Annotated in this window: 28 protein-coding genes and 1 riboswitch; of the genes, 22 read left to right on the forward strand and 6 right to left on the reverse strand. The window is 47.5% G+C overall.

The features are described from left to right. Positions 1–107: 107 nt before the first annotated feature. A complete protein-coding gene (locus ACWHAR_RS13870; RefSeq protein WP_032876621.1) occupies positions 108–983 on the reverse strand; it encodes a LysR family transcriptional regulator in 876 nt (291 codons plus the stop codon). A 132-nt stretch (positions 984–1115) separates the two neighbouring features. Between ACWHAR_RS13870 and ACWHAR_RS13875 the strand changes: the two genes are divergently transcribed. Both ACWHAR_RS13875 and ACWHAR_RS13880 read left to right on the forward strand, forming a co-directional pair. Next, positions 1116–1856, forward strand: a complete 741-nt coding sequence (locus tag ACWHAR_RS13875; protein WP_032876624.1) for an SDR family NAD(P)-dependent oxidoreductase — start codon at positions 1116–1118, stop codon at positions 1854–1856. An 18-nt stretch (positions 1857–1874) separates the two neighbouring features. Then, a complete protein-coding gene (locus ACWHAR_RS13880) occupies positions 1875–2255 on the forward strand; it encodes a tautomerase family protein (protein ID WP_031378375.1) in 381 nt (126 codons plus the stop codon). A gap of 34 nt (positions 2256–2289) precedes the next feature. Here the strand turns inward: ACWHAR_RS13880 and ACWHAR_RS13885 are convergent, their stop codons facing one another. The 4 genes from ACWHAR_RS13885 to ACWHAR_RS13900 all read right to left on the reverse strand — a co-directional run bounded on the left by ACWHAR_RS13885 (position 2290) and on the right by ACWHAR_RS13900 (position 5107). Next, complete coding sequence (locus ACWHAR_RS13885; protein WP_007410079.1) at positions 2290–3885, reverse strand: MDR family MFS transporter; 1596 nt, start codon at positions 3883–3885, stop codon at positions 2290–2292. Between the two features lie 20 nt (positions 3886–3905). After that, complete coding sequence (locus ACWHAR_RS13890) at positions 3906–4367, reverse strand: MarR family winged helix-turn-helix transcriptional regulator (RefSeq protein WP_032876626.1); 462 nt, start codon at positions 4365–4367, stop codon at positions 3906–3908. Between the two features lie 138 nt (positions 4368–4505). Continuing rightward, positions 4506–4838, reverse strand: a complete 333-nt coding sequence (locus ACWHAR_RS13895; protein WP_007613617.1) for a spore coat protein — start codon at positions 4836–4838, stop codon at positions 4506–4508. Positions 4839–4849: 11 nt separating this feature from the next. Continuing rightward, on the reverse strand, positions 4850–5107 hold the full coding sequence (locus tag ACWHAR_RS13900) for a hypothetical protein (RefSeq protein WP_015418171.1): 258 nt from the start codon (positions 5105–5107) through the stop codon (positions 4850–4852). An 89-nt stretch (positions 5108–5196) separates the two neighbouring features. Between ACWHAR_RS13900 and ACWHAR_RS13905 the strand changes: the two genes are divergently transcribed. After that, positions 5197–6105 (forward strand): proline dehydrogenase family protein, encoded by a 909-nt coding sequence (locus ACWHAR_RS13905; RefSeq protein WP_007613615.1) that lies wholly within the window; start codon positions 5197–5199, stop codon positions 6103–6105. Between the two features lie 29 nt (positions 6106–6134). Here the strand turns inward: ACWHAR_RS13905 and ACWHAR_RS13910 are convergent, their stop codons facing one another. Continuing rightward, complete coding sequence (locus ACWHAR_RS13910; protein ID WP_074534247.1) at positions 6135–6275, reverse strand: YuzL family protein; 141 nt, start codon at positions 6273–6275, stop codon at positions 6135–6137. A 190-nt stretch (positions 6276–6465) separates the two neighbouring features. On the opposite strand from ACWHAR_RS13910, the gene ACWHAR_RS13915 reads away from it, so the two are divergent. The 19 genes from ACWHAR_RS13915 to sufB all read left to right on the forward strand — a co-directional run bounded on the left by ACWHAR_RS13915 (position 6466) and on the right by sufB (position 23251). Then, positions 6466–8835, forward strand: coding sequence for a 3-hydroxyacyl-CoA dehydrogenase/enoyl-CoA hydratase family protein (locus tag ACWHAR_RS13915; protein ID WP_032876630.1), 2370 nt, complete (start codon positions 6466–6468; stop codon positions 8833–8835). Between the two features lie 10 nt (positions 8836–8845). Next, the gene (locus ACWHAR_RS13920) at positions 8846–10021 is read left to right on the forward strand and encodes an acetyl-CoA C-acetyltransferase (protein ID WP_032876632.1); all 1176 of its coding nucleotides are present in this window, start codon (positions 8846–8848) and stop codon (positions 10019–10021) included. Between the two features lie 19 nt (positions 10022–10040). Next, positions 10041–11825 (forward strand): acyl-CoA dehydrogenase family protein, encoded by a 1785-nt coding sequence (locus ACWHAR_RS13925; protein ID WP_032876633.1) that lies wholly within the window; start codon positions 10041–10043, stop codon positions 11823–11825. A 113-nt stretch (positions 11826–11938) separates the two neighbouring features. Further along, entirely contained in the window at positions 11939–12295 is a 357-nt protein-coding gene (locus ACWHAR_RS13930; protein WP_003151843.1) for an arsenate reductase family protein, read from the forward strand. A 59-nt stretch (positions 12296–12354) separates the two neighbouring features. Beyond that, complete coding sequence (gene gcvH, locus ACWHAR_RS13935; RefSeq protein WP_003151844.1) at positions 12355–12738, forward strand: glycine cleavage system protein GcvH; 384 nt, start codon at positions 12355–12357, stop codon at positions 12736–12738. Between the two features lie 54 nt (positions 12739–12792). Beyond that, on the forward strand, positions 12793–13029 hold the full coding sequence (locus ACWHAR_RS13940) for a YusG family protein (protein ID WP_032876635.1): 237 nt from the start codon (positions 12793–12795) through the stop codon (positions 13027–13029). A 69-nt stretch (positions 13030–13098) separates the two neighbouring features. Then, complete coding sequence (locus tag ACWHAR_RS13945; protein WP_007410083.1) at positions 13099–13464, forward strand: toprim domain-containing protein; 366 nt, start codon at positions 13099–13101, stop codon at positions 13462–13464. A 2-nt stretch (positions 13465–13466) separates the two neighbouring features. Further along, positions 13467–13787: a thioredoxin family protein gene (locus ACWHAR_RS13950; protein ID WP_003151847.1), complete on the forward strand. Its 321-nt coding sequence runs from the start codon at positions 13467–13469 to the stop codon at positions 13785–13787. Between the two features lie 96 nt (positions 13788–13883). Next, positions 13884–14234 carry an SCP2 sterol-binding domain-containing protein gene (locus tag ACWHAR_RS13955; protein WP_007410085.1) on the forward strand — a complete coding sequence of 117 codons (351 nt, stop codon included), beginning with the start codon at positions 13884–13886 and terminating at the stop codon, positions 14232–14234. Between the two features lie 111 nt (positions 14235–14345). After that, positions 14346–14452, forward strand: a riboswitch (SAM riboswitch). 105 nt (positions 14453–14557) lie between these two features. Continuing rightward, the gene (gene metN, locus ACWHAR_RS13960; RefSeq protein WP_003151850.1) at positions 14558–15583 is read left to right on the forward strand and encodes a methionine ABC transporter ATP-binding protein MetN; all 1026 of its coding nucleotides are present in this window, start codon (positions 14558–14560) and stop codon (positions 15581–15583) included. Beyond that, positions 15576–16244: a methionine ABC transporter permease gene (locus tag ACWHAR_RS13965; RefSeq protein ID WP_032876638.1), complete on the forward strand. Its 669-nt coding sequence runs from the start codon at positions 15576–15578 to the stop codon at positions 16242–16244. The genes metN and ACWHAR_RS13965 overlap by 8 nt, the downstream gene beginning before the upstream one ends. Before the next feature lie 13 nt (positions 16245–16257). After that, the gene (gene metQ / locus ACWHAR_RS13970) at positions 16258–17073 is read left to right on the forward strand and encodes a methionine ABC transporter substrate-binding lipoprotein MetQ (RefSeq protein WP_032876641.1); all 816 of its coding nucleotides are present in this window, start codon (positions 16258–16260) and stop codon (positions 17071–17073) included. Positions 17074–17165: 92 nt separating this feature from the next. Next, positions 17166–17543, forward strand: coding sequence for a carboxymuconolactone decarboxylase family protein (locus tag ACWHAR_RS13975; protein WP_007613607.1), 378 nt, complete (start codon positions 17166–17168; stop codon positions 17541–17543). A gap of 192 nt (positions 17544–17735) precedes the next feature. Next, complete coding sequence (locus tag ACWHAR_RS13980) at positions 17736–17888, forward strand: hypothetical protein (RefSeq protein ID WP_003151857.1); 153 nt, start codon at positions 17736–17738, stop codon at positions 17886–17888. Between the two features lie 176 nt (positions 17889–18064). Further along, the gene (gene sufC / locus ACWHAR_RS13985; RefSeq protein ID WP_003327022.1) at positions 18065–18850 is read left to right on the forward strand and encodes a Fe-S cluster assembly ATPase SufC; all 786 of its coding nucleotides are present in this window, start codon (positions 18065–18067) and stop codon (positions 18848–18850) included. Between the two features lie 17 nt (positions 18851–18867). Beyond that, positions 18868–20181: a Fe-S cluster assembly protein SufD gene (gene sufD, locus ACWHAR_RS13990; RefSeq protein WP_007613603.1), complete on the forward strand. Its 1314-nt coding sequence runs from the start codon at positions 18868–18870 to the stop codon at positions 20179–20181. Then, positions 20181–21401 carry a cysteine desulfurase SufS gene (gene sufS / locus ACWHAR_RS13995; protein ID WP_007410089.1) on the forward strand — a complete coding sequence of 407 codons (1221 nt, stop codon included), beginning with the start codon at positions 20181–20183 and terminating at the stop codon, positions 21399–21401. The genes sufD and sufS overlap by 1 nt, the downstream gene beginning before the upstream one ends. After that, positions 21391–21834, forward strand: coding sequence for a Fe-S cluster assembly sulfur transfer protein SufU (sufU, locus tag ACWHAR_RS14000; RefSeq protein WP_032876645.1), 444 nt, complete (start codon positions 21391–21393; stop codon positions 21832–21834). The genes sufS and sufU overlap by 11 nt, the downstream gene beginning before the upstream one ends. A gap of 19 nt (positions 21835–21853) precedes the next feature. Continuing rightward, positions 21854–23251, forward strand: coding sequence for a Fe-S cluster assembly protein SufB (gene sufB / locus ACWHAR_RS14005; RefSeq protein WP_007410090.1), 1398 nt, complete (start codon positions 21854–21856; stop codon positions 23249–23251). Positions 23252–23261 lie beyond the last annotated feature (10 nt).

Here is a 23261-nt window from a genome sequence, read left to right on the forward strand (position 1 = left end):
ACGAATCCTGTCCGGGCACCAAAGAGGGCATCAAAGTTGCGATGCGATACAGCACATTAAACAGCTCAATGAAGCTCACAGAAAAAAACAATAAAAAGCTTCCGGCATCAAAGAGAGGTGCCGGAAGCTTTTTTTGCTGAAAAGGAATTAATAAAGGCCTGTAATGCACTGCTCATATATGAATCCTTCCGCGTGACGAATTCTGTTTTCATCAGGCTGAAAGATTCGGGAATGGTCCATAACCGAACAGCACCCAGTGCGGCGTGCTGCGTAATTACGCTTCGCGGGAGCAGCGTAATGCCGAGCCCCGCCGTCACTCCCCCGATAATCGCTTCAAGGGTGCCGAATTCCATAATGGCCGGATGCGCCGTTCCAATGGAATGAAGCCACCGCTCTAATGTGTCACGATACGTGCATCCCGTACTGTACACAAGAAGCGGCTTTTTTACCGCTTCTTCTATAGCGGTGACGGCAGCGGGAGTCACGACAACGGCTTCTTCTTCAAAGGCCGGGATGGAGTGCAAATCCGGATGATGAAAGTGACAGCCGATAAATGCGCCGTCCAATTCATAGCGAAGAACTTTATCAGTTACATATTGTGTATGCCCTGTCGTAAGGGACAGCTCCACATCAGGATACCGCTCATAATAAGAGGCTAAAAGTTTCGGCAGCCTGACGGCGGCTGTTGTCTGGGTGGAGCCGATCATGAGCGGTCCGCTCGGCTTGTCTGTTGAAGCGAGCGCCATTTTGGCTTCTTCTATCAGACCGACGACCTGATCCGCATAATGGAGGAGCACTGTGCCGCTTGAAGACAGCGTCATCCCGCGGTTATGGCGGAAAAACAGCTCGGTTTTCAAATCTTCTTCCAGCTGGCGGATTCTGGCCGTCACGTTTGACTGCACATAGCCGAGACGCGCAGCCGCCTTTGTAATGGAACCTTCACGGGCCACCATCTGAAAAATCCGCAAATCTCCGCTTTCCATTGTCATCTCTCCCTCTTTGCTATCATTTTTTGTGATATAAAACATCTTTAACAATCATTATACGAAAATGCAGATCTCCATTACAATAAACATATCAGCTGATGAACATCGAACGTAAAAGGAGAAGAAGCCATGAATTTACAACATAAAACGGCACTGGTCACAGGCGGCGGTACAGGAATCGGAAGAGCGGCGTGCCTTGCCTTAGCAAAACGGGGAGCGGCAGTCGTCATTAACTATTCACATTCAAAAACGGAAGCGGAACAAACGGCGGAATTCATAATAAAAGCAGGCGGACACGCGATGACCATTCAAGCGGACGTTTCTATAGACAAACAGGCGAGAGACATGGTGAACGAAGCGGCCAGCCGATTCGGAAGCCTCGATTTACTCGTAAATAATGCGAGCATTACCAGACATATCCCGCTTCATGATTTGGAATCTGCAACGAAAGAAATATGGGATGAATTATTTGCTGTCAATGTAAACGGGATGTTTCATTGCGCCAGAGCGGCAGCGCCTCATATGAAAAAGCAAAAGTCAGGTGCTATTGTGAATGTCGGGAGCATCGCCGGTCTGACGGGAGCGGGTTCTTCCCTTCCGTATGCCGTTTCCAAAGCGGCGGTGCATGGCCTGACAAAATCATTGGCCCATGCGCTGGCGCCGGACATCCGTGTATGCTGTGTCGCGCCCGGAGCCGTTGCAACAAGATGGTGGACGGGGCGGGAAGAGACGATGTACCGGCTTGCCGGAAGCCTTCCGCTGGAACGGATCGCCGCTCCGGAAGATATCGGAGAACTGATTTGCTCTGTGCTGGAGCAGGAATCACTGACGGGACAAATCATAACAGCCGATTGCGGCCAGACGATGTGACGAAAGGAGAGAGAAATGATGCCGTTTGTACAGATCCATTTACAGAAAGGAAAAAGCGGACTTTGGCTCAAAAAAATGAGCACCGTTATTCACACCGCCATGACGGAGATGATTGATGTTCCGCATGATGACTATTTTCAAGTGGTGCATCAGCACGAAAAAGGGGAGTTTTTCTATGATCCGTCATATCTTCAAGTCGAGCGGAGCGATGAACTGATGTTTATCCGCTTTACTTTGAAAAACTCCAGAACAACTCATCAGAAACAAGCATTCTATCAGCATTTGGCTGACCGGCTGCACGAAAAGCTGGGCGTCAGAAAAGAAGATGTGTTTATCGTCCTCTCAGGCAATGCGGCGGAAGACTGGTCATTCGGAAACGGGGAGGCCCAGATGATATAAAAAAATCCCGCGGCATCCGCGGGATTTTTCTTTGTTAAACGGCTTTCGCCTTTTCTTCTTGTTTGCCTGTCTTTTTGTTTGTCAGTTTAATTGATTTAACAAACAGCGTGAGGATCAATCCGGCAGCGATAAAGGCCAGGCCTGTGAAAAACACGCTGTGAAGCGAATCCATCAGTGACGTTTTCAAAACCGGCACGATATGGGAAGAAAATGCGGCCGGAATCTGCTTAATCGATTCCTGGCTGAACAAGGATTGAAGCAGCCCTTCAGGATTCTTGTCAATCATACCTTTAAACTGGGCGGCAAAGGCACTTGCCTGTTTCGGCAGTGAGTCTAAGTAAGGCACCAGTCTGTCGGTTAAAAGGCTTCCTGATCTGGCATTCATGACAGCGCCGAGCACCGTAATGCCGAACGTTCCCCCGATCATCCGGAAAAATTGGCTTGAAGAGGTCACAACACCCAGCTCTTCTTTTGAAAACGTTTCTTGCAGAGCGAGTGTGAGAAGCGGCATGACGAGCCCCATTCCCAGACCGATCACGGCCATATAGCATGTAGCCGCGAGCTTGCTTGTATCCAGCTGCAAAGTCGTTAATAAGAAGAAGCCGACGGCCATGATCAGCATGCCGATCATGATTTGCGGTTTAATACCGATCTTATAAACCAGCTGGCCTCCGATAATACTTGTGATAATCATAGATACCATCATCGGCGTCATAATCGTGCCGGACGCGGTGGCGCTGACTCCGATAATTCCCTGCATAAAGAAAGGAACAAACGTGACGGCGCCGAACATGCCGATACTCATGAAAAAGCCGATCAGATTCAGTACGGTAAACGTTCTGTTTTTAAACAGGTACATCGGCAGAATCGGTTCTTTTGCTTTGATTTCAGCGAAAATGAATCCGACAATCCCGGCAAGTGCAAGCGCAAAGAGACCGAGAATCTGCCAAGAGCCCCATGCGTAATCCTTTCCTCCGAAGCTGAGCGCGAGGAGGAGGCTGACGATTCCGACGATCATTGTGAAAATGCCGGCGATGTCAAAGTTAATCGGCCCGGTCTGTTTTCTGCCTTGAAGTCCTCTTGCGATAAAGATGACGGCTAAAATTCCGACAGGCAGGTTGATATAGAAAACCCATTTCCAATTTAATGAGTCAACAATCCATCCCCCGATTTGCGGGCCGATCACGGAAGCAAGCCCGTAAATCGCCCCGAAAAGCCCTTGGAACTTGGCACGCTGTTTCCCTGTGAACAAATCCCCGATGACGATCATAGCCATCGGCATCATGACACCGCCGCCGATTCCCTGAAGTCCGCGGAAAATAATCAGTTCCGTCATGTTGCTGGCCATTCCGCACAGTGCGGAAGCTCCCATAAAAATCAATAAACCTGATACATAGACGACGCGGCGCCCCAATAAATCTGCAAGTTTCCCCGCAATCGGAACGATCGTCGTCGAAGTTAAAAGATATGCTGTGGTCAGCCACGTCATCATGCTTAATCCCCCGAGGTCACCCACGATTTTAGGAATCGCCGTTCCTACGATGGTGCCGTCAAGGGCTGAGAAAAACATGGCGATGATTAAGCCGGTTATTAATAATGTGCGTTTTGGATCTTTCTTTTCAATGCTCATGTTTCGGCAGCTCCTCTTTTCTATTCGTTTTCTTTTTGATCAGCCGCGTATTTCTCGGCTGCTTCAGCTACTTTGCGGATGATGTTCACGGACTGAATCAGTTCATCGTCAGTCAGAACGGACAGGTTTCGCGCCAGTATCGCTTTCCGTCCTTCCACAACTTCTTCGAATTTTGTTTCGCCTTTTTTGGTGAGGCTGATGTCGATGACGCGTCTGTCCTGCTGGTTATGTTTGCGGACGATAAGTCCTTTTTGTTCGAGGCGGTCGGCCATCAGCGTCACTGCGCTCGGTTTTACCTCCATGCGTTCCGCAATTTCGGAAACTTTGCAGCTCCCGTATTTTTTCAGGCTGGCTAAAACAAATAATTGGGCAGGCGTCACCTCGTGTTTTGCCATGCTTTCCACCATTTCAGGCTGTATGTTTTGCAGCAGCGTCTGAAGAGATTTCTGGATGTCAGACACATATTGATCCGCGTTTTTCATAACTCCTCCTCATCTTGTTCCTTGAGAAAATAATTAACATTAGTTAAATATAAATAAGGATTAATGATAAGTCAATCTTTTTGTGCAAAAATAAAAAAAGGATTGATGCTTGTCGAAAACATCAAATCCTTATTCGTTTTATTGCTGGTAGGGAGACTGCTGCTGAATAGTCTGCTGGAACTTCTGATACGATTGCTGAAGCTTTTGGGTATCGGCTGCTTCAATGGAATACCAGCCATTTTGAAACATCACATCGTATAATCTTCTTTGCGCTTTTTGTGACTCATCGAAAATCGCCTGAATATCTTGATAAAGAGACTCGTGGCTGAACTCGTGCAGGGCTGTGCAATATGAAGCCGTGATGTATTTTTCCGTCGTCAGCAGCTCATTCACCAAGTCTCTGTCATTCATTTGCGCCGTATTGGGCACGGGCGTCTGCGGATTCGTGATTTTTTGATTTTGCTGTTCCATGTATTGTCCTCCTATTGCATATAGCCTGTTGTTGTCTGTCCGCCTTGATCGGGGTTCAAGCGGCCCAATATGTGCTGATAATGTTTCTGATGCATCCGGCCGATTTGATCAAGCTCTTGTTTTAACGTCTGATTCTGGCAGTGTTCCGCCATAAAATGCGCTTTTTTCATGGCAAGCAGATTCCAGTTCAGCATGTCCTCAAGATACAAATGGTCTTTCGTTGAGATGACGGCAGGCGGCAAGTTTCCGTGCTGCTCTTGGTTGTTCATATAAACGCCTCCTTCAATTCTGTTCTTTTTAGCTTTCTCTGCGACCGGAAATTCATACACGAATAAAAGAAAAAGGAGGGAGTTCATCTTTGCTGCGGAACATATGTTTATTTTTGTCGAAAAATAAAATGCTTACAAAATTCGCCCAGGCTTACGGAATCCGCTTCGGCGCGGGAAGGTTCGTTGCAGGGGAAACACTCGCGGAAGCTGTGAAAACGGTAAAGCGGCTGAACCAAAAAGGGCTGTCGGCTTCGATTGATTATCTAGGTGAATATGCGGGTTCAGAGAAGGATGCGAAAAGGACGGCGGTAGAATGTAAAAAAGCAATCAGGGCGATTGCCGAGAATCAACTGGATTGTGAGCTGTCTCTGAAATTAACATCCATCGGTCTGGATATTTCCGAGAAACTCGCGGAACAGCATGTCAGAGACATATTGACGGAGGCAAAAGAACGCGGCGTGCCTGTAACGATTGATATGGAGGACTATTCAAGATGCGGCCGTACGCTTGAGCTGTATAAGCGGTGCAAGCCGGATTTTCCGATGCTCGGCACCGTCATTCAGGCTTATTTGTACCGGGCAGCTGAAGACATCAGCGGTCTGATGCCATACAAGCCGCGGCTCAGGCTTGTAAAAGGCGCTTATAAAGAATCGGCGGCCGTTGCATTCCCTGATAAAAAAGCAACCGATCTTCATTTTCAGCAGCTGATTAAGCTGCAGCTTTTGAGCGGCCATGAAACGGCGGTGGCGACACATGATGATGACATCATTTCTTATACGAAAACACTCATCAGCGAGCATCAGATTCCCCGAGAGCAGTTTGAATTCCAAATGCTGTACGGCATCAGAACGGAGCGCCAGAAGGAGCTTGCCGAAGAAGGATACAGGATGAGGGTGTATGTCCCGTACGGAACCGATTGGTACGGGTACCTGATGAGAAGAATTGCCGAGCGCCCGGCAAACGCGGCATTTGTGCTGAAAGGGATCTTCAAAAAATAACGGCTGCTCCAAAAAGCAGCCGCAGCATGTTATTCCATGTTTTCTTTTTTATATTGCTGATTTTGGCTCGTCCGTTTGCCGCCGCCGTATTTTTGCTTCGGTCCCGCATTTCCTTTCATGCTGGCCGCGCTCACTGCGGCAGAAGACGGATCTTTTCTCCCTCGCACCATTCCCTTCACCTCCGGGTTTAAGTTTCCCGCCCGCGCCATGGAACATGCGGAAGCCGAAAAATTTAAAAAAATTCCATATTTGCTATTGAAGTCATCCTGAAAATCTTTTAAGATGAAAGAAGAAAAGGGTTTCATTTTTTTTGCCGAAAAAATGAATGACTATTCATTCAAAGTTCAAGGGGGATGACTCATGCACAAGTTTATAAAGAAAGCAGCCGTTCTCGGATCAGGCGTTATGGGGTCCGGAATTGCCGCGCACTTGGCTAACATCGGAATTCCCGTCCTGCTGCTTGATATTGTGCCAAACGAGCTGACAAAGGATGAGATGAAAAAAGGGCTGACATTAGAAAGCCCGGAGGTCCGCAGCAGACTGAGCCGATCGGCCATGCAAAAGCTGCTGAAGCAAAAACCGGCGCCGCTGACTTCGGCTGCCAATCTCGACTATATAACGGCGGGGAATTTGGAAGATGACGCAGCTCAATTGAAGGATGCTGATTGGATTATTGAAGTCGTCGTCGAAAATCTTGACGTAAAAAAACAGATTTTCTCACTCGTTGATGAATACCGGAAACCGGGAAGCATCGTGTCGAGCAATACGTCCGGTATCTCCGTCACAAAAATGGCGGAAGGCCGATCTGCCGATTTTAAAGCTCATTTCTTAGGAACCCATTTCTTTAATCCGGCCCGCTACTTAAAGCTTCTGGAAATCATTCCGATTCAGGAAACAGATCCTGACGTACTGGAGTTTATGACTTCATTTGCAGAAAACACGCTTGGGAAAGGTGTCGTCATCGCAAAAGACACGCCTAACTTTATCGCCAACCGCATCGGTACGTACGGCCTGCTGGTCACGGTAAGAGAAATGCTTTCTTCCGGCTGCCGCATCGGCGAGGTGGACACGGTGACCGGGCCTTTGATCGGCAGACCGAAAAGCGCGACCTTCAGAACCCTTGACGTTGTGGGGCTTGATACGTTCGCCCATGTGGCAAAAAATGTGTATGATAAAGCCGACGGCGCTGAAAAAGACATGTTTAAGCTTCCTGAATTTATGAATGACATGCTGAAAAACAATTGGCTGGGCAGCAAATCAGGCCAAGGTTTTTACAAAAAAGAAGGTAAAACAATATATGAACTCGATCCGCTGACCATGACATACGGTGAGCGTTCGAAAATGAAGACGCCCGCTTTAGAAGCCGCCAAACAGGCAAAGGGTGCCAAAGGCAAAATGAAAGCGCTTGTATATTCCGATGACCGCGCCGGACGCCTGCTTTGGAATATCACATCGCAAACACTCTTATACTCAGCCCGGCTTTTAGGTGAGATCGCTGATGATATCAAAGCAATTGATGACGCCATGAAATGGGGCTTCGGATGGGAGCTCGGGCCGTTTGAGATGTGGGATGCCATCGGCGTCAGAAAATCAGCGGAGCGGCTCGAAGAAGAAGGCGCAGCACTCCCCGGCTGGGTGAAAGAAATGCTTGATCAGGGCCATGAAACATTTTATATGAAGGAAAACGGAACACCATTTTACTATTCAGACGGCCAATACAGGGCCGTGAAAGAAAATCCGAAACGGATCAGCCTGCAAACGTTAAAAGAAACAAAAGGCGTGATCAGTAAAAACAGCGGCGCAAGTCTGATTGATCTCGGCGATGATGTCGCGCTGCTGGAATTTCATACGAAAAGCAACGCGATCGGCTTAGACATTATTCAGATGATTGACAATGCGCTTGAGGAAACGGAGCGGAATTATAAAGGACTTGTCATCGGAAACCAAGGCAGACATTTCTGCGCGGGAGCAAACCTTGCGATGATTTTGATGGAAGCTCAGGATGATAACTTCATGGAAGTCGATTTTGTCATCCGCCGTTTTCAGCAGACGATGCTGAACATCAAATACAGCGCTAAACCCGTTGTCGCGGCGCCATTCGGGATGACACTCGGCGGCGGCACGGAAGTCTGTCTCCCGGCGGCACGCGTTCAGGCGGCGAGCGAATCGTATATGGGTCTCGTTGAAACCGGCGTCGGCCTTATTCCGGGCGGCGGAGGAAACAAAGAGCTGTACATGAATTATTTGGACGGCGGAAGTGAACTGATGGACGCAGCGATCAAAACCTTTGAAACAATCGCGCTTGCCAAAGTGTCCGGTTCGGCACACGAAGCCCGTGATATGAAGATTTTGTCCGCGGCAGACCGTATCAGCATGAATCAGGATCACCTGCTGCACGATGCGAAACAGCTGGCTGCTTCCTTATATGACAGCGGATACCGCCCGCCTGCCCGCAAAAAAGTGAAAGTCACCGGAGAAACCGGCTGTGCGGCATTACTGCTCGGAGCAGACCAAATGAGACGGTCGGGTTATTTATCCGATCACGATATGAAGATTGCAAAGAAGCTGGCCCATGTCATTGCCGGCGGAAGAGTCCCGTTCGGCACGGAGGTTTCTGAAGAATATTTACTTGAGATTGAAAGAGAAGCCTTTTTAAGCCTCGCTGGCGAGGCGAAATCTCAAGCGAGAATGCAGCATATGCTCGTCAAAGGCAAACCTTTACGGAACTAGGAGGGTGTTTATGAGAGAAGCAGTCATTGTGGCCGGTGCGAGAACCCCGGTCGGTAAAGCGAAAAAAGGATCGCTTGCAGCCGTTCGTCCTGATGATTTAGGCGCGCTTTGTGTAAAAGAAACGCTGAAACGGGCAGGCGGCTATGAAGGAAATATCGATGACTTAATTATCGGCTGTGCAACACCTGAAGCCGAACAAGGATTAAATATGGCGCGGAATATCGGTGCGCTGGCGGGGCTTCCTCATACGGTGCCGGCCATTACGGTGAACCGCTACTGCTCTTCCGGTCTCCAATCCATCGCTTACGGTGCTGAAAAAATCATGATCGGCTCGGGAGACACCGTCATTGCGGGCGGTGCGGAATCCATGTCGCAAGTTCCGATGATGGGGCATGTGACCCGCCCGAATATCGCTTTGGCGGAGCATGCGCCTGAGTATTACATGAGCATGGGGCACACAGCGGAGCAGGTCGCCGAAACGTACGGCGTATCCAGAGAAGACCAGGATGCATTTGCCGTCCGCAGCCATCAGAATGCCGCTAAAGCCCTTAAAGAAGGTAAATTCAATGACGAAATCGTGCCGGTTGAAGTATCGCTGACAGAAGTCGGTGATGACCATAAGCCGCGGAAAAAACAATTTACCTTTTCTCAAGATGAAGGCGTTCGTCCCGGCACATCGGCTGACGTCTTGGCGAAGCTCCGTCCGGCTTTTTCTAAAACGGGAACCGTGACGGCCGGGAACTCTTCACAAACAAGTGACGGCGCGGCGGCTGTCATGCTGATGGATCGCGAAAAAGCATCGTCGCTCGGATTGGCGCCGCTTGTCAAATTCCGTTCGTTTGCCGTAGGCGGCGTTCCGCCTGAGGTAATGGGGATAGGTCCGATTGAAGCTATTCCGCGGGCGCTCAAGCTTGCCGGACTCGAATTACAGGATATCGGGCTTTTTGAATTGAATGAGGCCTTTGCTTCACAGGCCATTCAAGTCATCAGATCGCTTGGGATAGATGAAGAAAAGGTGAACGTCAACGGAGGCGCCATCGCGCTCGGACATCCGCTCGGATGCACGGGAACGAAGCTGACCCTGTCACTCATTCATGAAATGAAACGGAGAAACGAGCAATTCGGCGTGGTGACGATGTGCATCGGAGGCGGCATGGGCGCTGCCGGCGTATTTGAGCTCATTTAAAACAAGGGGGAAACGAAGCATGAAACAGGATACGGTCAACGTCAAAAAAGGCGGCAGCTTTCTGATTGAAGAGACGGGATATGATCAAATATTCACTCCGGAGGACTTTACAGACGAACATAAAATGATCGGCAAAACGACAGAAGACTATGTCGTAAACGATGTGCTTCCTTATATCGATGAAATTGAAAACCATCAGTTCGAGCATTCGGTCAGACTGTTGAAAAAAGCCGGAGATCTCGGCCTCCTCGGAGCAGACGTGCCTGAAGAGTACGGCGGAATCGGCCTGGATAAAATCAGTTCAGCCTTCATTACGGAAAAGTTTTCACGTGCCGGCAGCTTTTCGCTGTCTTACGGCGCTCACGTCGGTATCGGCTCATTGCCGATCGTGTTCTTCGGAACGGAAGAACAGAAGAAAACCTATTTGCCGGACTTGGCTTCAGGACAAAGAATCGCGGCATACGCCTTAACTGAGCCCGGTTCAGGTTCAGATGCCCTCGGCGCGAAAACGACAGCTGTTTTGAATGAAGCAGGCACACACTATATTCTTAACGGAGAAAAGCAATGGATTACAAACTCCGCCTTTGCAGATGTCTTTGTCGTCTACGCTAAAGTGGACGGAGATAAATTTTCCGCATTTATCGTAGAAAAGAACTATCCGGGCGTGTCAACGGGCCCGGAAGAGAAAAAAATGGGGATTAAGGGTTCATCGACAAGAACGCTGATTTTAGATCAGGCGGAAGTCCCGAAAGAAAACCTTCTCGGCGAAATCGGAAAAGGCCATGTCATCGCTTTTAATATTCTGAATATCGGGCGCTACAAGCTTGCCGTCGGCACAATCGGCGCTTCAAAACGGGTGATTGAGCTGTCTGCCGCTTATGCGAACCAGCGCCGGCAATTTAAAACGCCGATCTCAAGCTTCACGCTCACTCAGGAAAAGCTTGCGACGATGTCAGCGCGGCTTTACGCGATGGAGAGCTCTGTATACAGAACAGTGGGTTTATTCGAAGATAATATGAGCAGATTGACGGAAGAGGAGCAAAAGGACGGACGCGAAGTCGCGAAGTCAATCGCCGAGTACGCGATTGAATGCTCGCTCAACAAAATGTGCGGTTCTGAAACGCTTGATTACATTGCCGATGAAGGCGTTCAAATTCACGGCGGTTACGGATTTATGCAGGAATATGAAGTGGAGCGTGCCTATCGCGACTCAAGAATCAACAGAATTTTTGAAGGCACAAATGAAATCAACCGCCTGATCGTAACGAGCACGTTCCTGAAAAAAGCCGTAAAAGGTCAGCTGCCGCTCTTTGAAAAAGCAAAAGCGCTCCAAGAAGAACTCATGATGCTGATGCCTGAAGAGCCGGGCTCAGAACCTCTCGAACAGGAAAAATACATTGTCAGACAGGCGAAAAAGATCGCCCTCTTGACAGCGGGTCTCGCGGCGCAGAAATACGGCAAAGAGATCGAAGGCGAGCAGGAAATCATGGTGAACATTGCCGATATTGTCAGCGCGCTGTACGCTTTGGAATCTTCCGTCCTCAGAACGGAAAAAGCAATTGCGGCGGACGGTGCCGAAAAAGCCGCGCAGAAGCTGTTATATACGGAAATCTTTGCCCAGGAAGCCCTTCAGAACATTGAAGCGCACGCCAAAGAATCACTGATCGCCATGGAGGAAGGGGATTCCCTCCGCATGATGCTTTCCGTGCTGCGCAAACTGACGCGCCTGACGCCGAAAAACCTCATTCAGAAAAAACGTGAAGCGGCAGCCGCCGTCTTCCGTGAAGAAAAATATACGGTCTGATCACATGCTGAAAGCGCTCCTTCATCAGGGGCGCTTTTTCACGAAGCAACGTTATAGGTTTTTACAAGTGATTGTGTTAAAATAACGACGATCATTTACAAGGGGTGAAGAAGATGTCGTTAAATTTTTACTGGTACCCTAAATGCGGAACGTGCCGTAATGCGAAAAAATGGCTGGAAGACCGCGGTAAGGAAATAAACGAAATACATATCGCGGAGGAAACTCCGTCGAAAGAAGAAATTAAAGACCTCTATGAGAAGAGCGGTCTTGAGCTCAAAAAGTTTTTCAACACGAGCGGAATGAAATACCGCGAGCTGAACTTAAAGGAAAAACTGTACCACATGTCAGAGGATGAACAGCTTGAACTCCTGGCATCAGACGGTATGCTCCTGAAACGCCCGATTACGACAGACGGCGAAAAAGTCACTGTCGGCTTTAAAGAAGACCAATTCGAAAAATATTGGATGTAATGCCAGGTTCAAAGAATTATGGTATCTTCTTATTATAAGAAAAAAATGGAGGGATTTAGATGAGCACACCGAAAGATATGCGTTATTCCAAAGAGCACGAATGGGTCAAAGTTGAGGACGGAAAAGCCCGCATCGGGATTACACATTTCGCGCAAGCCGAACTTGGCGACATCGTCTTTGTCGAGCTTCCGGAAGTCGGCGCCGAAATTAAAGCGGACGAGCCATTCGGCAGCGTGGAATCCGTCAAAACCGTATCCGAACTGTACGCACCGATTAACGGAACGGTGACGGAAGTGAACGAAGACCTTGATGACAGTCCTGAATTCGTAAACGAGTCTCCGTATGAAAAAGCGTGGATGATCGTCGTGGAACCGGCTGATGCTGAAGAAATCGAAAACCTCATGACTTCCGAGCAATATGACGAAATGACACAGGAAGACTGATCGGATAGCAAACGGGCCATTTGGACATTCTATCTGTAACGGGAGGTGTCTAAAATGGCTTTTGATAAACAAAAGGTCGATGTGACGGAGAACGTTACGGGCCGCTTTCAAAACGGCCGGTTTTCCTTGTTTCATGAAAATGAAGCCATCGGCGAGATGACAGGCATGGACCAGTACGAGCTCAAACAGGGCTTTTCATTTGAAAATCAAAAATTTTATAAAACAGCCGATGTCATAAACGGCAGCGATCCGAAATATGTCGATTGCGATTATGAGAGTGGCTGGTGTTAACAGTTGGCGGTGAATTTCACTGCCTTCTTTTTCAATCTGACGCTAAAACAATCGGCAGGTGACGCGCTTATGTACAACGGAGATGAAAAGGTCATTATCGTAGAAGGAAAATCTGATAAAATCAAAGTCAGGGAAGTGCTCATCGAACCCGCAGAAATCGTCTGTACAAACGGGACGATCGGCCAAACCGAACTGGAAGATTTGGCGGACCGCCTGTTTGACAGAGACGTCTATATTTTAACGGACGCAGATGACTCCGGAGAAAAATTAAGAAAACAGCTGAAACGGGAGCTTCCCGAAGCGCGCCATATTTATATAGACAGAACATACAGGCAAGTCGAGTCGTGCCCAGGCCATCATCTCGCATCTGTGCTGATCAGAGCCGGCTTTGATGCTGACACTGTATTTTTGAAAAAGAACGACCTGAGGTGGTAAACATGAAAGAACTCCAAGAAAATGAACTCGAATCGATTCAGGATGACGTTTATCTCCTGTATTTGTACACCCCGTTTTGCGGCACATGCCAGCTGGCGTCCAAAATGCTTACTGTCGTCGAAGAAATGCTGCCCGGCGCCGCCTTCTATAAAAACAACGTGAATTATTCCCCCGCATTCGCCAAAGCCTATCAGATTGAAAGCGTTCCGTGCTTTTTGCTGTTTAAAGGCGGAGAGCTTGTTGAGAAAGGATACGCCTTCCGCTCCGTTTCCTATTTATATGAGCTGATTAAACAAAAAACATCGCAAACGTTCCCGATGTGACAATATTTACAGGAAAATGTCGTGCGGTTTATAAAGGGTTCTGTCCGTTAAAAAGAGAAAGTGTATGTATGGCCATTAAAACGGGAGGTTATACGAGTGGAGAAAATAGAAGTTTCAGAGAATGACGGACAGCATCTGTTTTTGAAACCGCTATTAAACGCCTCAACGCTGCTGATTACATTCCAAGGAGAAACAGAAGCCTTAACGGTCTCAATTAACGGACAGGGAGAAATGAGAAAAACGTCGGTTTCAAAGGAAAAATCTAATTTGACCTTTTACGGAAACCAGACGGAAATCATCCATCTCCTGCATGGTGATGTCTCTTTGCAAAAGCTTATCCAAAGCGGAAAACTCAAAGTGAAAGGATCATTCAGAGCTCTGCTGAAGCTGGAGGCCATCCTCTGGCTGACAAACGGATTTTTTCAGGCGATCAGTAAACGGCCTTAAACTGCCAATCTACTATGTGACAATAGCTTCCAATATTTATTTTATTGACTTTTTATCATTCGCCGTGCTATTCTACAGTAAGAATTTCCGGACGAAAATACGATATGTTTTCTCTTATCAAGAGAGGTGGAGGGAAGTGCCCTATGAAGCCCGGCAACCATCAACAATGTTGAAATGGTGCCAATTCACTCGAAGCGGTCTGCTTTGGAAGATGAGAGAAAGGCCTTTTTCAATAAGCCTTTCTGCTCATTTTTGCAGAAAGGCTTTTCTTTTGCGGAGAAACCCGGAAGATTTCTTAGAATAGTGTAAGGCGGGTGATTGCTTTGATCCATCTTCAAAATGTTTCAAAAATTTACAAAGCGAAGCATGGGGATGTCAATGCTGTCCAAGATGTCACTCTTGATATCAAAAAGGGCGAAATATTTGGAATTATAGGATATAGCGGAGCTGGTAAAAGTTCCTTAATCCGTCTCCTGAACGGCCTTGAAAAGCCGACGTCGGGAACCGTGGAAGTCGCGGGGACGGAATTAAATAAAGTAAGCAGCCGCGGACTGAGAAAAGCGCGCCAGGAAATCAGCATGATCTTCCAGCATTTTAACCTTCTGTGGTCGCGCACCGTCCGGGAGAACATTATGTTCCCGCTGGAAATCGCCGGCGTGAAAAAAAGCGAACGGGTCCGCCGCGCTGATGAATTGATTAAACTGGTCGGATTAGAGGGGAAAGAAAAGTCTTATCCGTCGCAGCTGAGCGGCGGTCAAAAGCAGCGTGTCGGCATCGCCCGGGCGCTCGCCAATAATCCGAAAGTCCTTCTGTGCGATGAAGCGACATCAGCGCTTGATCCGCAGACGACCGATTCAATTTTGGATCTTTTATCCGATATAAATGACAGACTCGGTCTGACGATCGTGCTCATTACCCATGAAATGCACGTCATCCGAAAAATCTGCAACAGAGTCGCCGTCATGGAAAACGGGAAAGTCGTTGAAGAAGGCGAAGTACTCCAAGTTTTCAGAAACCCGCGCGAACCGATGACCAAGCGTTTCGTTCAGCAGGTGACAGAACCGGAGGAGACGAAAGAAACCATCCAGCATTTTCTGCAGGAAACAGCGACAGGAAAAACGATTCAGCTTTCATTTGTCGGGCAGGCAGCTGAGCAGCCCCTCATTACGGAAATGATCCGAAACTTTGATGTGGACGTCAATATTCTGCAGGGGAAAATTTCACAGACGAAGGACGGAGCCTACGGTTCTTTATTCATTCATATTGACGGTCAGGAAAAAGAAGTAGAAAACGTGATCCGGTTCATCAAAGACAAACAGGTAGAAGCAGAGGTGATCACAAATGTTTGAAAAATGGTTCCCGAACGTTGATATAACCGAGCTGTGGACGGCCACATACGAGACCCTTTATATGACGGTCATTGCTTTAGTTTTTTCATTTATCATCGGAGCGATTCTCGGTCTTCTGCTCTTTTTAACGGGCAAGGGAAGCTTATGGGAAAATAAAATCATTAACACCGTGATTGCGGCGGTCGTTAATATTTTCAGGTCTATTCCGTTTCTTATTTTAATTATTCTGCTTCTCGGTTTTACTAAGTTTTTAGTCAGATCGATTTTAGGGCCGAACGCCGCATTGCCGGCGCTGATTATCGGCTCCGCGCCGTTTTATGCCCGACTTGTTGAAATCGCGCTGCGGGAAGTCAATAAAGGAGTCATCGAAGCTGCCAGATCAATGGGAGCAAAGACACCGACAATTATCTTCAAAGTGCTGATTCCTGAATCAATGCCTGCGTTAATTTCAGGTATCACCGTTACGGCCATCGCCCTGATCGGATCTACCGCCATTGCCGGCGCCATCGGTTCAGGCGGACTCGGAAACCTTGCATATGTAGAAGGCTACCAGTCCAATAATACGGATGTAACGTTTGTAGCGACAGTATTTATACTCATCATCGTCTTTATCATTCAGATTATCGGTGATGTGATTACAAATATAATAGACAAAAGATAAGGGAGGATTTACATTGAAAAAGATTGTATTAAGTGCGCTGCTGCTTGTGTTCGCGGGAGTTTTGGCCGCCTGCGGATCAAACGGCTCAAATAAAAAGGAAATCGTCGTCGCCGCGACAAAAACACCGCATGCTGAAATCTTAAAAGAAGCGGAACCGCTCTTGAAGGAAAAAGGCTACACATTAAAAGTAAAAGTGCTGAACGATTACAAAATGTACAACAAAGCGTTAGCTGATAATGAAGTGGATGCGAACTTCTTCCAGCACGTTCCTTACCTTGAACAGGAAATGAAAGAAAATAAAGATTACAAACTCGTGAATGCCGGAGCCGTTCACCTTGAGCCATTCGGAATTTACACGAAAAAATACAAATCACTGAAAGACCTGCCTAAAGGCGCGACCATCATCATGACTAACAATGTCGCTGAACAAGGCCGTATGCTGGCGATGCTTGAAAAAGCCGGACTGATCACACTTGATCCGAAGGTAAAAACGATTGAAGCCACTACGAAAAACATTACGAAAAACCCGAAAAACCTGACATTCAAAAAAATCGCCCCTGAATTAACGGCGAAAGCATATAATGAAGAAGAAGGCGATGCAGTCTTCATTAACGTCAACTATGCGATTCAAAACAAACTGAATCCGTTAAAAGATGCGATTCAAGTGGAATCAACGAAAAACAACCCGTACGCAAACATCATCGCCGTACGCAAAGGTGACGAAAAATCAGAGAAAATCAAAGCGCTTATGGAAGTGCTTCACTCTAAGAAAATCAAAGACTTTATTGAGAAAAAATACGACGGAGCCGTGCTTCCCGTATCTGAATAAAACGAAAACCCCGGATGAATCATCCGGGGTTTTTTTCGGGTATTAATCGGAGAACTGTCCATAATAAAAAGGAAGGTTAACGATTGGAGGGAATGGCAGTGGCTCAATACCAGGAAAACGGAAAAAGCGTGCATGACGCATTGAAACAATATAAAGAAGGTTTAGGTATATTCGAGCAAAAAATGCCGATGATGGGGCGGAAGTTTAATGAATTTACTGAACAGTGTTTCTCAGCGGATTCATTAACTGAAAAGGAGAAACAATTAATCGCTCTGGGCATCAGCATCAGCGCTCAAGATGAATTTTGCATGATTTATCATACGAAGGGCTGCCTTGACCAAGGGGCGACAGAAGAAAACATCCTTGAGGTCATCGGCGTCGCGGCGGCATTCGGGGGCGGCGCGGCTCTCAGTCAGGGAGTGACCCTCGTACAGCAGTGCATTCAGGAATTCGGACATACGACGCATTAGAAAGAGCAATCGTGTGAATACCGTTTTTCAGATAAAGCGAGCGCCGGATTCCGGCACATTCGAAAGGATTCAGGGGCACACTCTCTTTGGCCGGAGCAACGGATCATTGTTACAATAGAAACAAATAGATGAAGGGATTGATTCATTATCTGCACCAGCCACGAGAGACTGGACCTTGACTATACGCCTGAAATGGAAAAAGCGATGCAGAAGTCACACGGCATCGGCTACGAGGAATACGGACGGCGTCTTTCAAAAAGGATGGAAGTCGAACGGCAGAGGGAGCTTGAATATCAAAAAAGCAAGTTCCTCGCAGCGCAGCTTAATGAGAAAATCGGTCAGTAAAAAAGGGTGGATTTCCGCCCTTTTTCTGTTTCAAACAGCTTTAATTACGCCTTGATCTTTGATAAACTTTAGGAATGTTCCGGGTAATATAAAAAGTTGTATTTACTTTTCATTTGTTATAAAATTAGAATGAGAATAAATTGAGAATAATGATTATATATTTTGGAGGTATAGATATGGCTGCTTCAACATTAACGATCAAGGATCTTCACGTTGAAATCGAAGGAAAAGAGATCTTAAAAGGTGTAAACCTTGAAATAAAAGGCGGCGAATTCCACGCTGTCATGGGGCCGAACGGTACCGGTAAATCCACGCTCTCAGCAGCGATTATGGGACACCCGAAATACGAAGTTACAAAAGGCAGCATCACGCTTGACGGCAAGGATGTACTGGAAATGGAAGTGGACGAGCGCGCTCAGGCGGGTCTTTTCCTTGCGATGCAGTACCCAAGCGAAATCAGCGGTGTGACAAATGCCGATTTCCTTCGCTCTGCGATTAACGCACGCCGTGAAGAAGGCGATGAAATTTCTCTTATGAAATTCATCCGCAAAATGGACGAAAACATGGAGTTCCTTGAAATGGACCCTGAAATGGCGCAGCGTTACCTGAACGAAGGTTTCTCAGGCGGGGAGAAAAAACGCAACGAAATCCTTCAGCTTATGATGATCGAGCCGAAAATCGCCATTCTTGACGAGATCGATTCAGGCCTTGATATCGATGCGCTTAAAGTCGTTTCTAAAGGAATCAACAGAATGCGCAGCGAAAACTTCGGCTGCTTAATGATCACTCACTACCAGCGCCTTCTGAACTACATCACGCCTGATGTCGTTCACGTTATGATGCAGGGACGCGTAGTGAAATCCGGCGGCGCGGAGCTTGCACAGCGCCTTGAAGCGGAAGGTTATGACTGGATTAAACAAGAACTGGGCATTGAAGACGAAACTGTAGGCCAAGAAGCGTAAGCGTTAGGGGGATAATCATGACATTGGAAACGAAACTATCCGTAGATCAGGAATATGTCAAAGGCTTTTCCGAAAAGCATCAAGAACCTGCCTGGCTGAAAAACCTGCGCTTACAGGCTCTTGAAAAAGCTGAAGATCTGCCGCTGCCTAAGCCTGATAAAACAAAAATCACAAATTGGAACTTTACAAAGTTCAACAAGCATACAGTAGAAAATGCGCCGCTTGCTTCTTTAGAAGATTTAGCTGATGAAGCAAAAGCGCTGATCGATATCGAAAACGAAGACAAAACGTTATATGTGCAGCGTGACCAAACGCCCGCTTTCCTTTCTCTTTCTAAAGAACTGAAAGACAAAGGCGTCATCTTTACGGACATCTTAACGGCTGCCCGTGAGCACAGCGACCTCGTTGAGAAGTATTTCATGAAAGACGGCGTTAAGGTCGACGAACATAAACTGACTGCGCTTCATGCAGCATTAATGAACGGCGGGGCATTCCTTTATGTTCCTAAAAACGTTCAGGTGGAGACGCCTGTTCAGGCCGTTTACGTTCATGAAAGCAATGACACGGCATTGTTCAACCACGTGCTGATCGTCGCTGAAGATCACAGCTCCGTCACTTACGTTGAGAACTACATCAGCACGGTGAATCCGAAAGAAGCTGTATTCAACATTATCAGTGAAGTGGTCACAGGTGATAATGCCAGCGTGACGTACGGCGCCGTTGACAACCTGTCAGCAGGCGTCACAACATACGTCAACCGCCGCGGAGCCGCGCGCGGACGCGACAGCAGAATCGAGTGGGCGCTCGGACTGATGAACGACGGCGACACGATTTCTGAAAACACGACAAACCTCTACGGAGACGGCACATACGGCGATACGAAAACCGTAGTTGTCGGAAGAGGAGAACAGACGGAAAACTTTACGACGCAGATCATCCACTTCGGTAAGGCTTCTGAAGGCTATATCCTGAAGCACGGAGTCATGAAAGATGCCGCATCTTCCATCTTTAACGGAATCGGCAAAATCGAGCACGGCGCGTCTAAAGCAAACGCTGAACAGGAATCCCGCGTTTTGATGCTGAGTGAAAAAGCACGCGGAGATGCAAACCCGATTCTTTTAATTGATGAAGACGATGTAACTGCAGGACATGCGGCATCTGTCGGCCGTGTGGACCCGATCCAGCTTTACTACTTAATGAGCCGCGGAATTCCGAAAGAAGAAGCGGAGCGCTTAGTCATTTACGGATTCCTTGCTCCGGTGGTAAAAGAGCTTCCGATTGAAGGAGTTAAGAAACAGCTCGTCTCCGTCATCGAAAGGAAAGTAAAATAATGAATATCACCGATATTCGTGAACAGTTCCCGATCCTTCATCAGCAAGTGAACGGACATGACCTCGTGTACCTTGACAGCGCGGCGACTTCCCAGAAGCCGCGTGCTGTCATTGAAGCAGTGGATCAGTATTACAGCAAATACAATTCCAATGTCCACAGAGGCGTTCATACTCTTGGCACGAGAGCGACAGACGGCTATGAAGGTGCGCGTGAAAAAGTCCGTAAGTTTATCAATGCGAAGTCAATGGCTGAGGTCATTTTCACAAAAGGCACGACAACTTCACTGAATATGGTGGCGCTGAGCTATGCCCGCGCCAGCTTAAAACCCGGTGATGAAGTGGTCATCACCCAAATGGAGCATCATGCGAATATCATTCCGTGGCAGCAGGCAGTAAAAGCAACCGGCGCAACTTTAAAATATATCCCGATGCAGGAAGACGGCACGCTTTCGTTAGACGACGTCCGGCAGACTGTCACAAGCCATACGAAGATCGTGGCAGTCGCTCATGTGTCAAACGTGCTCGGCACGATCAACCCGATTAAAGAGATCGCCAAAATCGCTCATGACAATGGCGCGGTCATCGTGGTGGACGGGGCGCAAAGCACACCGCACATGAAAATCGACGTTCAGGACTTGGATTGCGACTTCTTCGCGCTTTCTTCCCATAAAATGTGCGGCCCGACGGGAATCGGCGTGCTGTACGGCAAGAAAGAACTGCTTGAGAATATGGAGCCGGCCGAATTTGGCGGCGAGATGATCGACTTTGTAGGGCTTTATGAATCAACTTGGAAAGAGCTTCCGTGGAAATTTGAAGCAGGCACGCCGATTATCGCAGGCGCGATCGGATTGGGAGCCGCGATTGATTTTCTTGAAGAGATCGGACTCGACGAGATTTCCCGGCATGAGCATAAGCTTGCGGCCTATGCGCTTGACCGTTTCGAGCAGCTAGACGGCGTGACGGTATACGGTCCGAAAGAGCGGGCGGGACTTGTGACATTTAATCTTGATGAGGTTCACCCTCATGATGTCGCGACTGTCCTCGATGCTGAGGGCATTGCGGTCAGAGCCGGCCATCACTGCGCCCAGCCGCTCATGAAATGGCTGGATGTATCTGCTACTGCGAGAGCGAGTTTTTATCTGTATAATACAGAGGAAGAGATCGATAAGCTCGCGGAAGCCCTCCAAAAGACAAAGGAGTACTTTACAAATGTCTTTTAATGCAAATTTAGATACATTATACAGACAAGTGATCATGGATCATTACAAAAATCCGCGCAACAAAGGGGTTTTGGATGACAGCATCGTCGTCGATATGAACAACCCGACTTGCGGCGACCGGATCAGACTGACAATGAAGCTTGACGGCAATACCGTTCAGGAAGCGAAGTTTGAAGGGGAAGGCTGTTCTATCTCCATGGCTTCAGCTTCCATGATGACGCAGGCGATTAAAGGAAAAGATATTGATACCGCCCTTTCCATGTCTAAGATTTTCTCAGACATGATGCAAGGGAAAGAGTATGACGACTCAATAGATCTCGGGGATATTGAAGCTCTTCAAGGCGTTTCGAAATTCCCGGCCCGGATTAAATGTGCCACCCTTTCATGGAAAGCACTTGAAAAAGGAGTCGCTGGCGAAAAAGGCGGCAATTAAAAGATTGGAGTGAAAATGGATGGCTAAAAAAATGCCTGAAATTGGTGAATACAAGTACGGTTTTCACGATAAGGACGTTTCCATTTTCCGTTCAGAGCGCGGATTGACAAAAGAAATCGTAGAAGAAATTTCACGCATGAAAGAAGAGCCTCAATGGATGCTTGATTTCCGCCTGAAATCTCTTGAGCATTTCTACAACATGCCGATGCCGCAGTGGGGCGGGGATTTAAACTCTTTAAACTTTGACGAAATTACGTATTACGTAAAGCCGTCTGAGCGTTCAGAGCGTTCTTGGGATGAAGTGCCTGAGGAAATTAAACAGACATTCGACAAACTGGGTATTCCTGAAGCTGAGCAAAAATACCTTGCCGGTGTTTCTGCACAGTACGAATCCGAAGTTGTTTACCACAATATGAAAGAAGATCTTGAAGAGCAAGGCATCGTCTTCAAAGACACAGACAGCGCGCTGAAAGAAAATGAAGACATTTTCCGCGAGCACTGGGCGAAAGTCATTCCGCCGACTGATAACAAGTTTGCGGCGCTTAACTCAGCTGTTTGGTCCGGCGGATCTTTCATCTACGTGCCTAAAGGCGTGAAGGTTGAAACACCGCTTCAAGCTTACTTCCGCATCAACTCCGAAAACATGGGTCAGTTCGAACGTACGCTGATCATCGTTGACGAAGAAGCAAGCGTTCATTACGTAGAGGGCTGTACGGCTCCTGTGTACACAACAAACTCGCTTCACAGCGCAGTTGTTGAAATCATTGTCAAAAAAGGCGGCTACTGCCGTTATACAACAATTCAAAACTGGGCGAACAACGTTTACAACTTAGTAACGAAACGTACGGTTTGTGAAGAAAACGCGACGATGGAATGGGTTGACGGAAACATCGGTTCTAAATTGACGATGAAATATCCGGCTGTCATTCTGAAAGGTGAAGGCGCGCGCGGCATGACGCTCTCTATCGCTCTTGCGGGCAAAGGGCAGCATCAGGACGCAGGTGCGAAAATGATTCACCTTGCACCGAATACGTCATCCACAATCGTATCAAAATCGATTTCTAAACAAGGCGGAAAAGTAACATACCGCGGTATCGTCCACTTCGGACGGAAAGCGGACGGCGCCCGTTCAAACATCGAGTGTGATACGCTCATTATGGATAACAAATCAACTTCTGATACAATTCCTTACAATGAAATCCTGAACGACAACATTTCATTGGAGCACGAAGCAAAAGTATCAAAAGTTTCTGAAGAACAGCTTTTCTACCTGATGAGCCGCGGTATTTCTGAAGAAGAAGCAACAGAAATGATCGTTATGGGCTTCATCGAGCCATTCACAAAAGAACTTCCGATGGAATACGCAGTTGAAATGAACCGTTTGATTAAGTTCGAAATGGAAGGTTCTATCGGTTAATAGTAAAACC

This window comes from Bacillus sp. LR--39 (assembly GCF_053613335.1).

Bases quoted from the DNA above. Each gene is read 5' to 3' on its own strand.
- ACWHAR_RS13870 (WP_032876621.1), bottom strand. From the start codon at position 983: ATGGAAAGCGGAGATTTGCGGATTTTTCAGATGGTGGCCCGTGAAGGT.
- ACWHAR_RS13875 (WP_032876624.1), top strand. From the start codon at position 1,116: ATGAATTTACAACATAAAACGGCACTGGTCACAGGCGGCGGTACAGGA.
- ACWHAR_RS13880 (WP_031378375.1), top strand. From the start codon at position 1,875: ATGCCGTTTGTACAGATCCATTTACAGAAAGGAAAAAGCGGACTTTGG.
- ACWHAR_RS13885 (WP_007410079.1), bottom strand. From the start codon at position 3,885: ATGAGCATTGAAAAGAAAGATCCAAAACGCACATTATTAATAACCGGC.
- ACWHAR_RS13890 (WP_032876626.1), bottom strand. From the start codon at position 4,367: ATGAAAAACGCGGATCAATATGTGTCTGACATCCAGAAATCTCTTCAG.
- ACWHAR_RS13895 (WP_007613617.1), bottom strand. From the start codon at position 4,838: ATGGAACAGCAAAATCAAAAAATCACGAATCCGCAGACGCCCGTGCCC.
- ACWHAR_RS13900 (WP_015418171.1), bottom strand. From the start codon at position 5,107: ATGAACAACCAAGAGCAGCACGGAAACTTGCCGCCTGCCGTCATCTCA.
- ACWHAR_RS13910 (WP_074534247.1), bottom strand. From the start codon at position 6,275: ATGGTGCGAGGGAGAAAAGATCCGTCTTCTGCCGCAGTGAGCGCGGCC.
- ACWHAR_RS13915 (WP_032876630.1), top strand. From the start codon at position 6,466: ATGCACAAGTTTATAAAGAAAGCAGCCGTTCTCGGATCAGGCGTTATG.
- ACWHAR_RS13920 (WP_032876632.1), top strand. From the start codon at position 8,846: ATGAGAGAAGCAGTCATTGTGGCCGGTGCGAGAACCCCGGTCGGTAAA.
- ACWHAR_RS13925 (WP_032876633.1), top strand. From the start codon at position 10,041: ATGAAACAGGATACGGTCAACGTCAAAAAAGGCGGCAGCTTTCTGATT.
- ACWHAR_RS13930 (WP_003151843.1), top strand. From the start codon at position 11,939: ATGTCGTTAAATTTTTACTGGTACCCTAAATGCGGAACGTGCCGTAAT.
- gcvH (WP_003151844.1), top strand. From the start codon at position 12,355: ATGAGCACACCGAAAGATATGCGTTATTCCAAAGAGCACGAATGGGTC.
- ACWHAR_RS13940 (WP_032876635.1), top strand. From the start codon at position 12,793: ATGGCTTTTGATAAACAAAAGGTCGATGTGACGGAGAACGTTACGGGC.
- ACWHAR_RS13945 (WP_007410083.1), top strand. From the start codon at position 13,099: ATGTACAACGGAGATGAAAAGGTCATTATCGTAGAAGGAAAATCTGAT.
- ACWHAR_RS13950 (WP_003151847.1), top strand. From the start codon at position 13,467: ATGAAAGAACTCCAAGAAAATGAACTCGAATCGATTCAGGATGACGTT.
- ACWHAR_RS13965 (WP_032876638.1), top strand. From the start codon at position 15,576: ATGTTTGAAAAATGGTTCCCGAACGTTGATATAACCGAGCTGTGGACG.
- ACWHAR_RS13975 (WP_007613607.1), top strand. From the start codon at position 17,166: ATGGCAGTGGCTCAATACCAGGAAAACGGAAAAAGCGTGCATGACGCA.
- ACWHAR_RS13980 (WP_003151857.1), top strand. From the start codon at position 17,736: ATGGAAAAAGCGATGCAGAAGTCACACGGCATCGGCTACGAGGAATAC.
- sufC (WP_003327022.1), top strand. From the start codon at position 18,065: ATGGCTGCTTCAACATTAACGATCAAGGATCTTCACGTTGAAATCGAA.
- sufD (WP_007613603.1), top strand. From the start codon at position 18,868: ATGACATTGGAAACGAAACTATCCGTAGATCAGGAATATGTCAAAGGC.
- sufS (WP_007410089.1), top strand. From the start codon at position 20,181: ATGAATATCACCGATATTCGTGAACAGTTCCCGATCCTTCATCAGCAA.
- sufU (WP_032876645.1), top strand. From the start codon at position 21,391: ATGTCTTTTAATGCAAATTTAGATACATTATACAGACAAGTGATCATG.
- sufB (WP_007410090.1), top strand. From the start codon at position 21,854: ATGGCTAAAAAAATGCCTGAAATTGGTGAATACAAGTACGGTTTTCAC.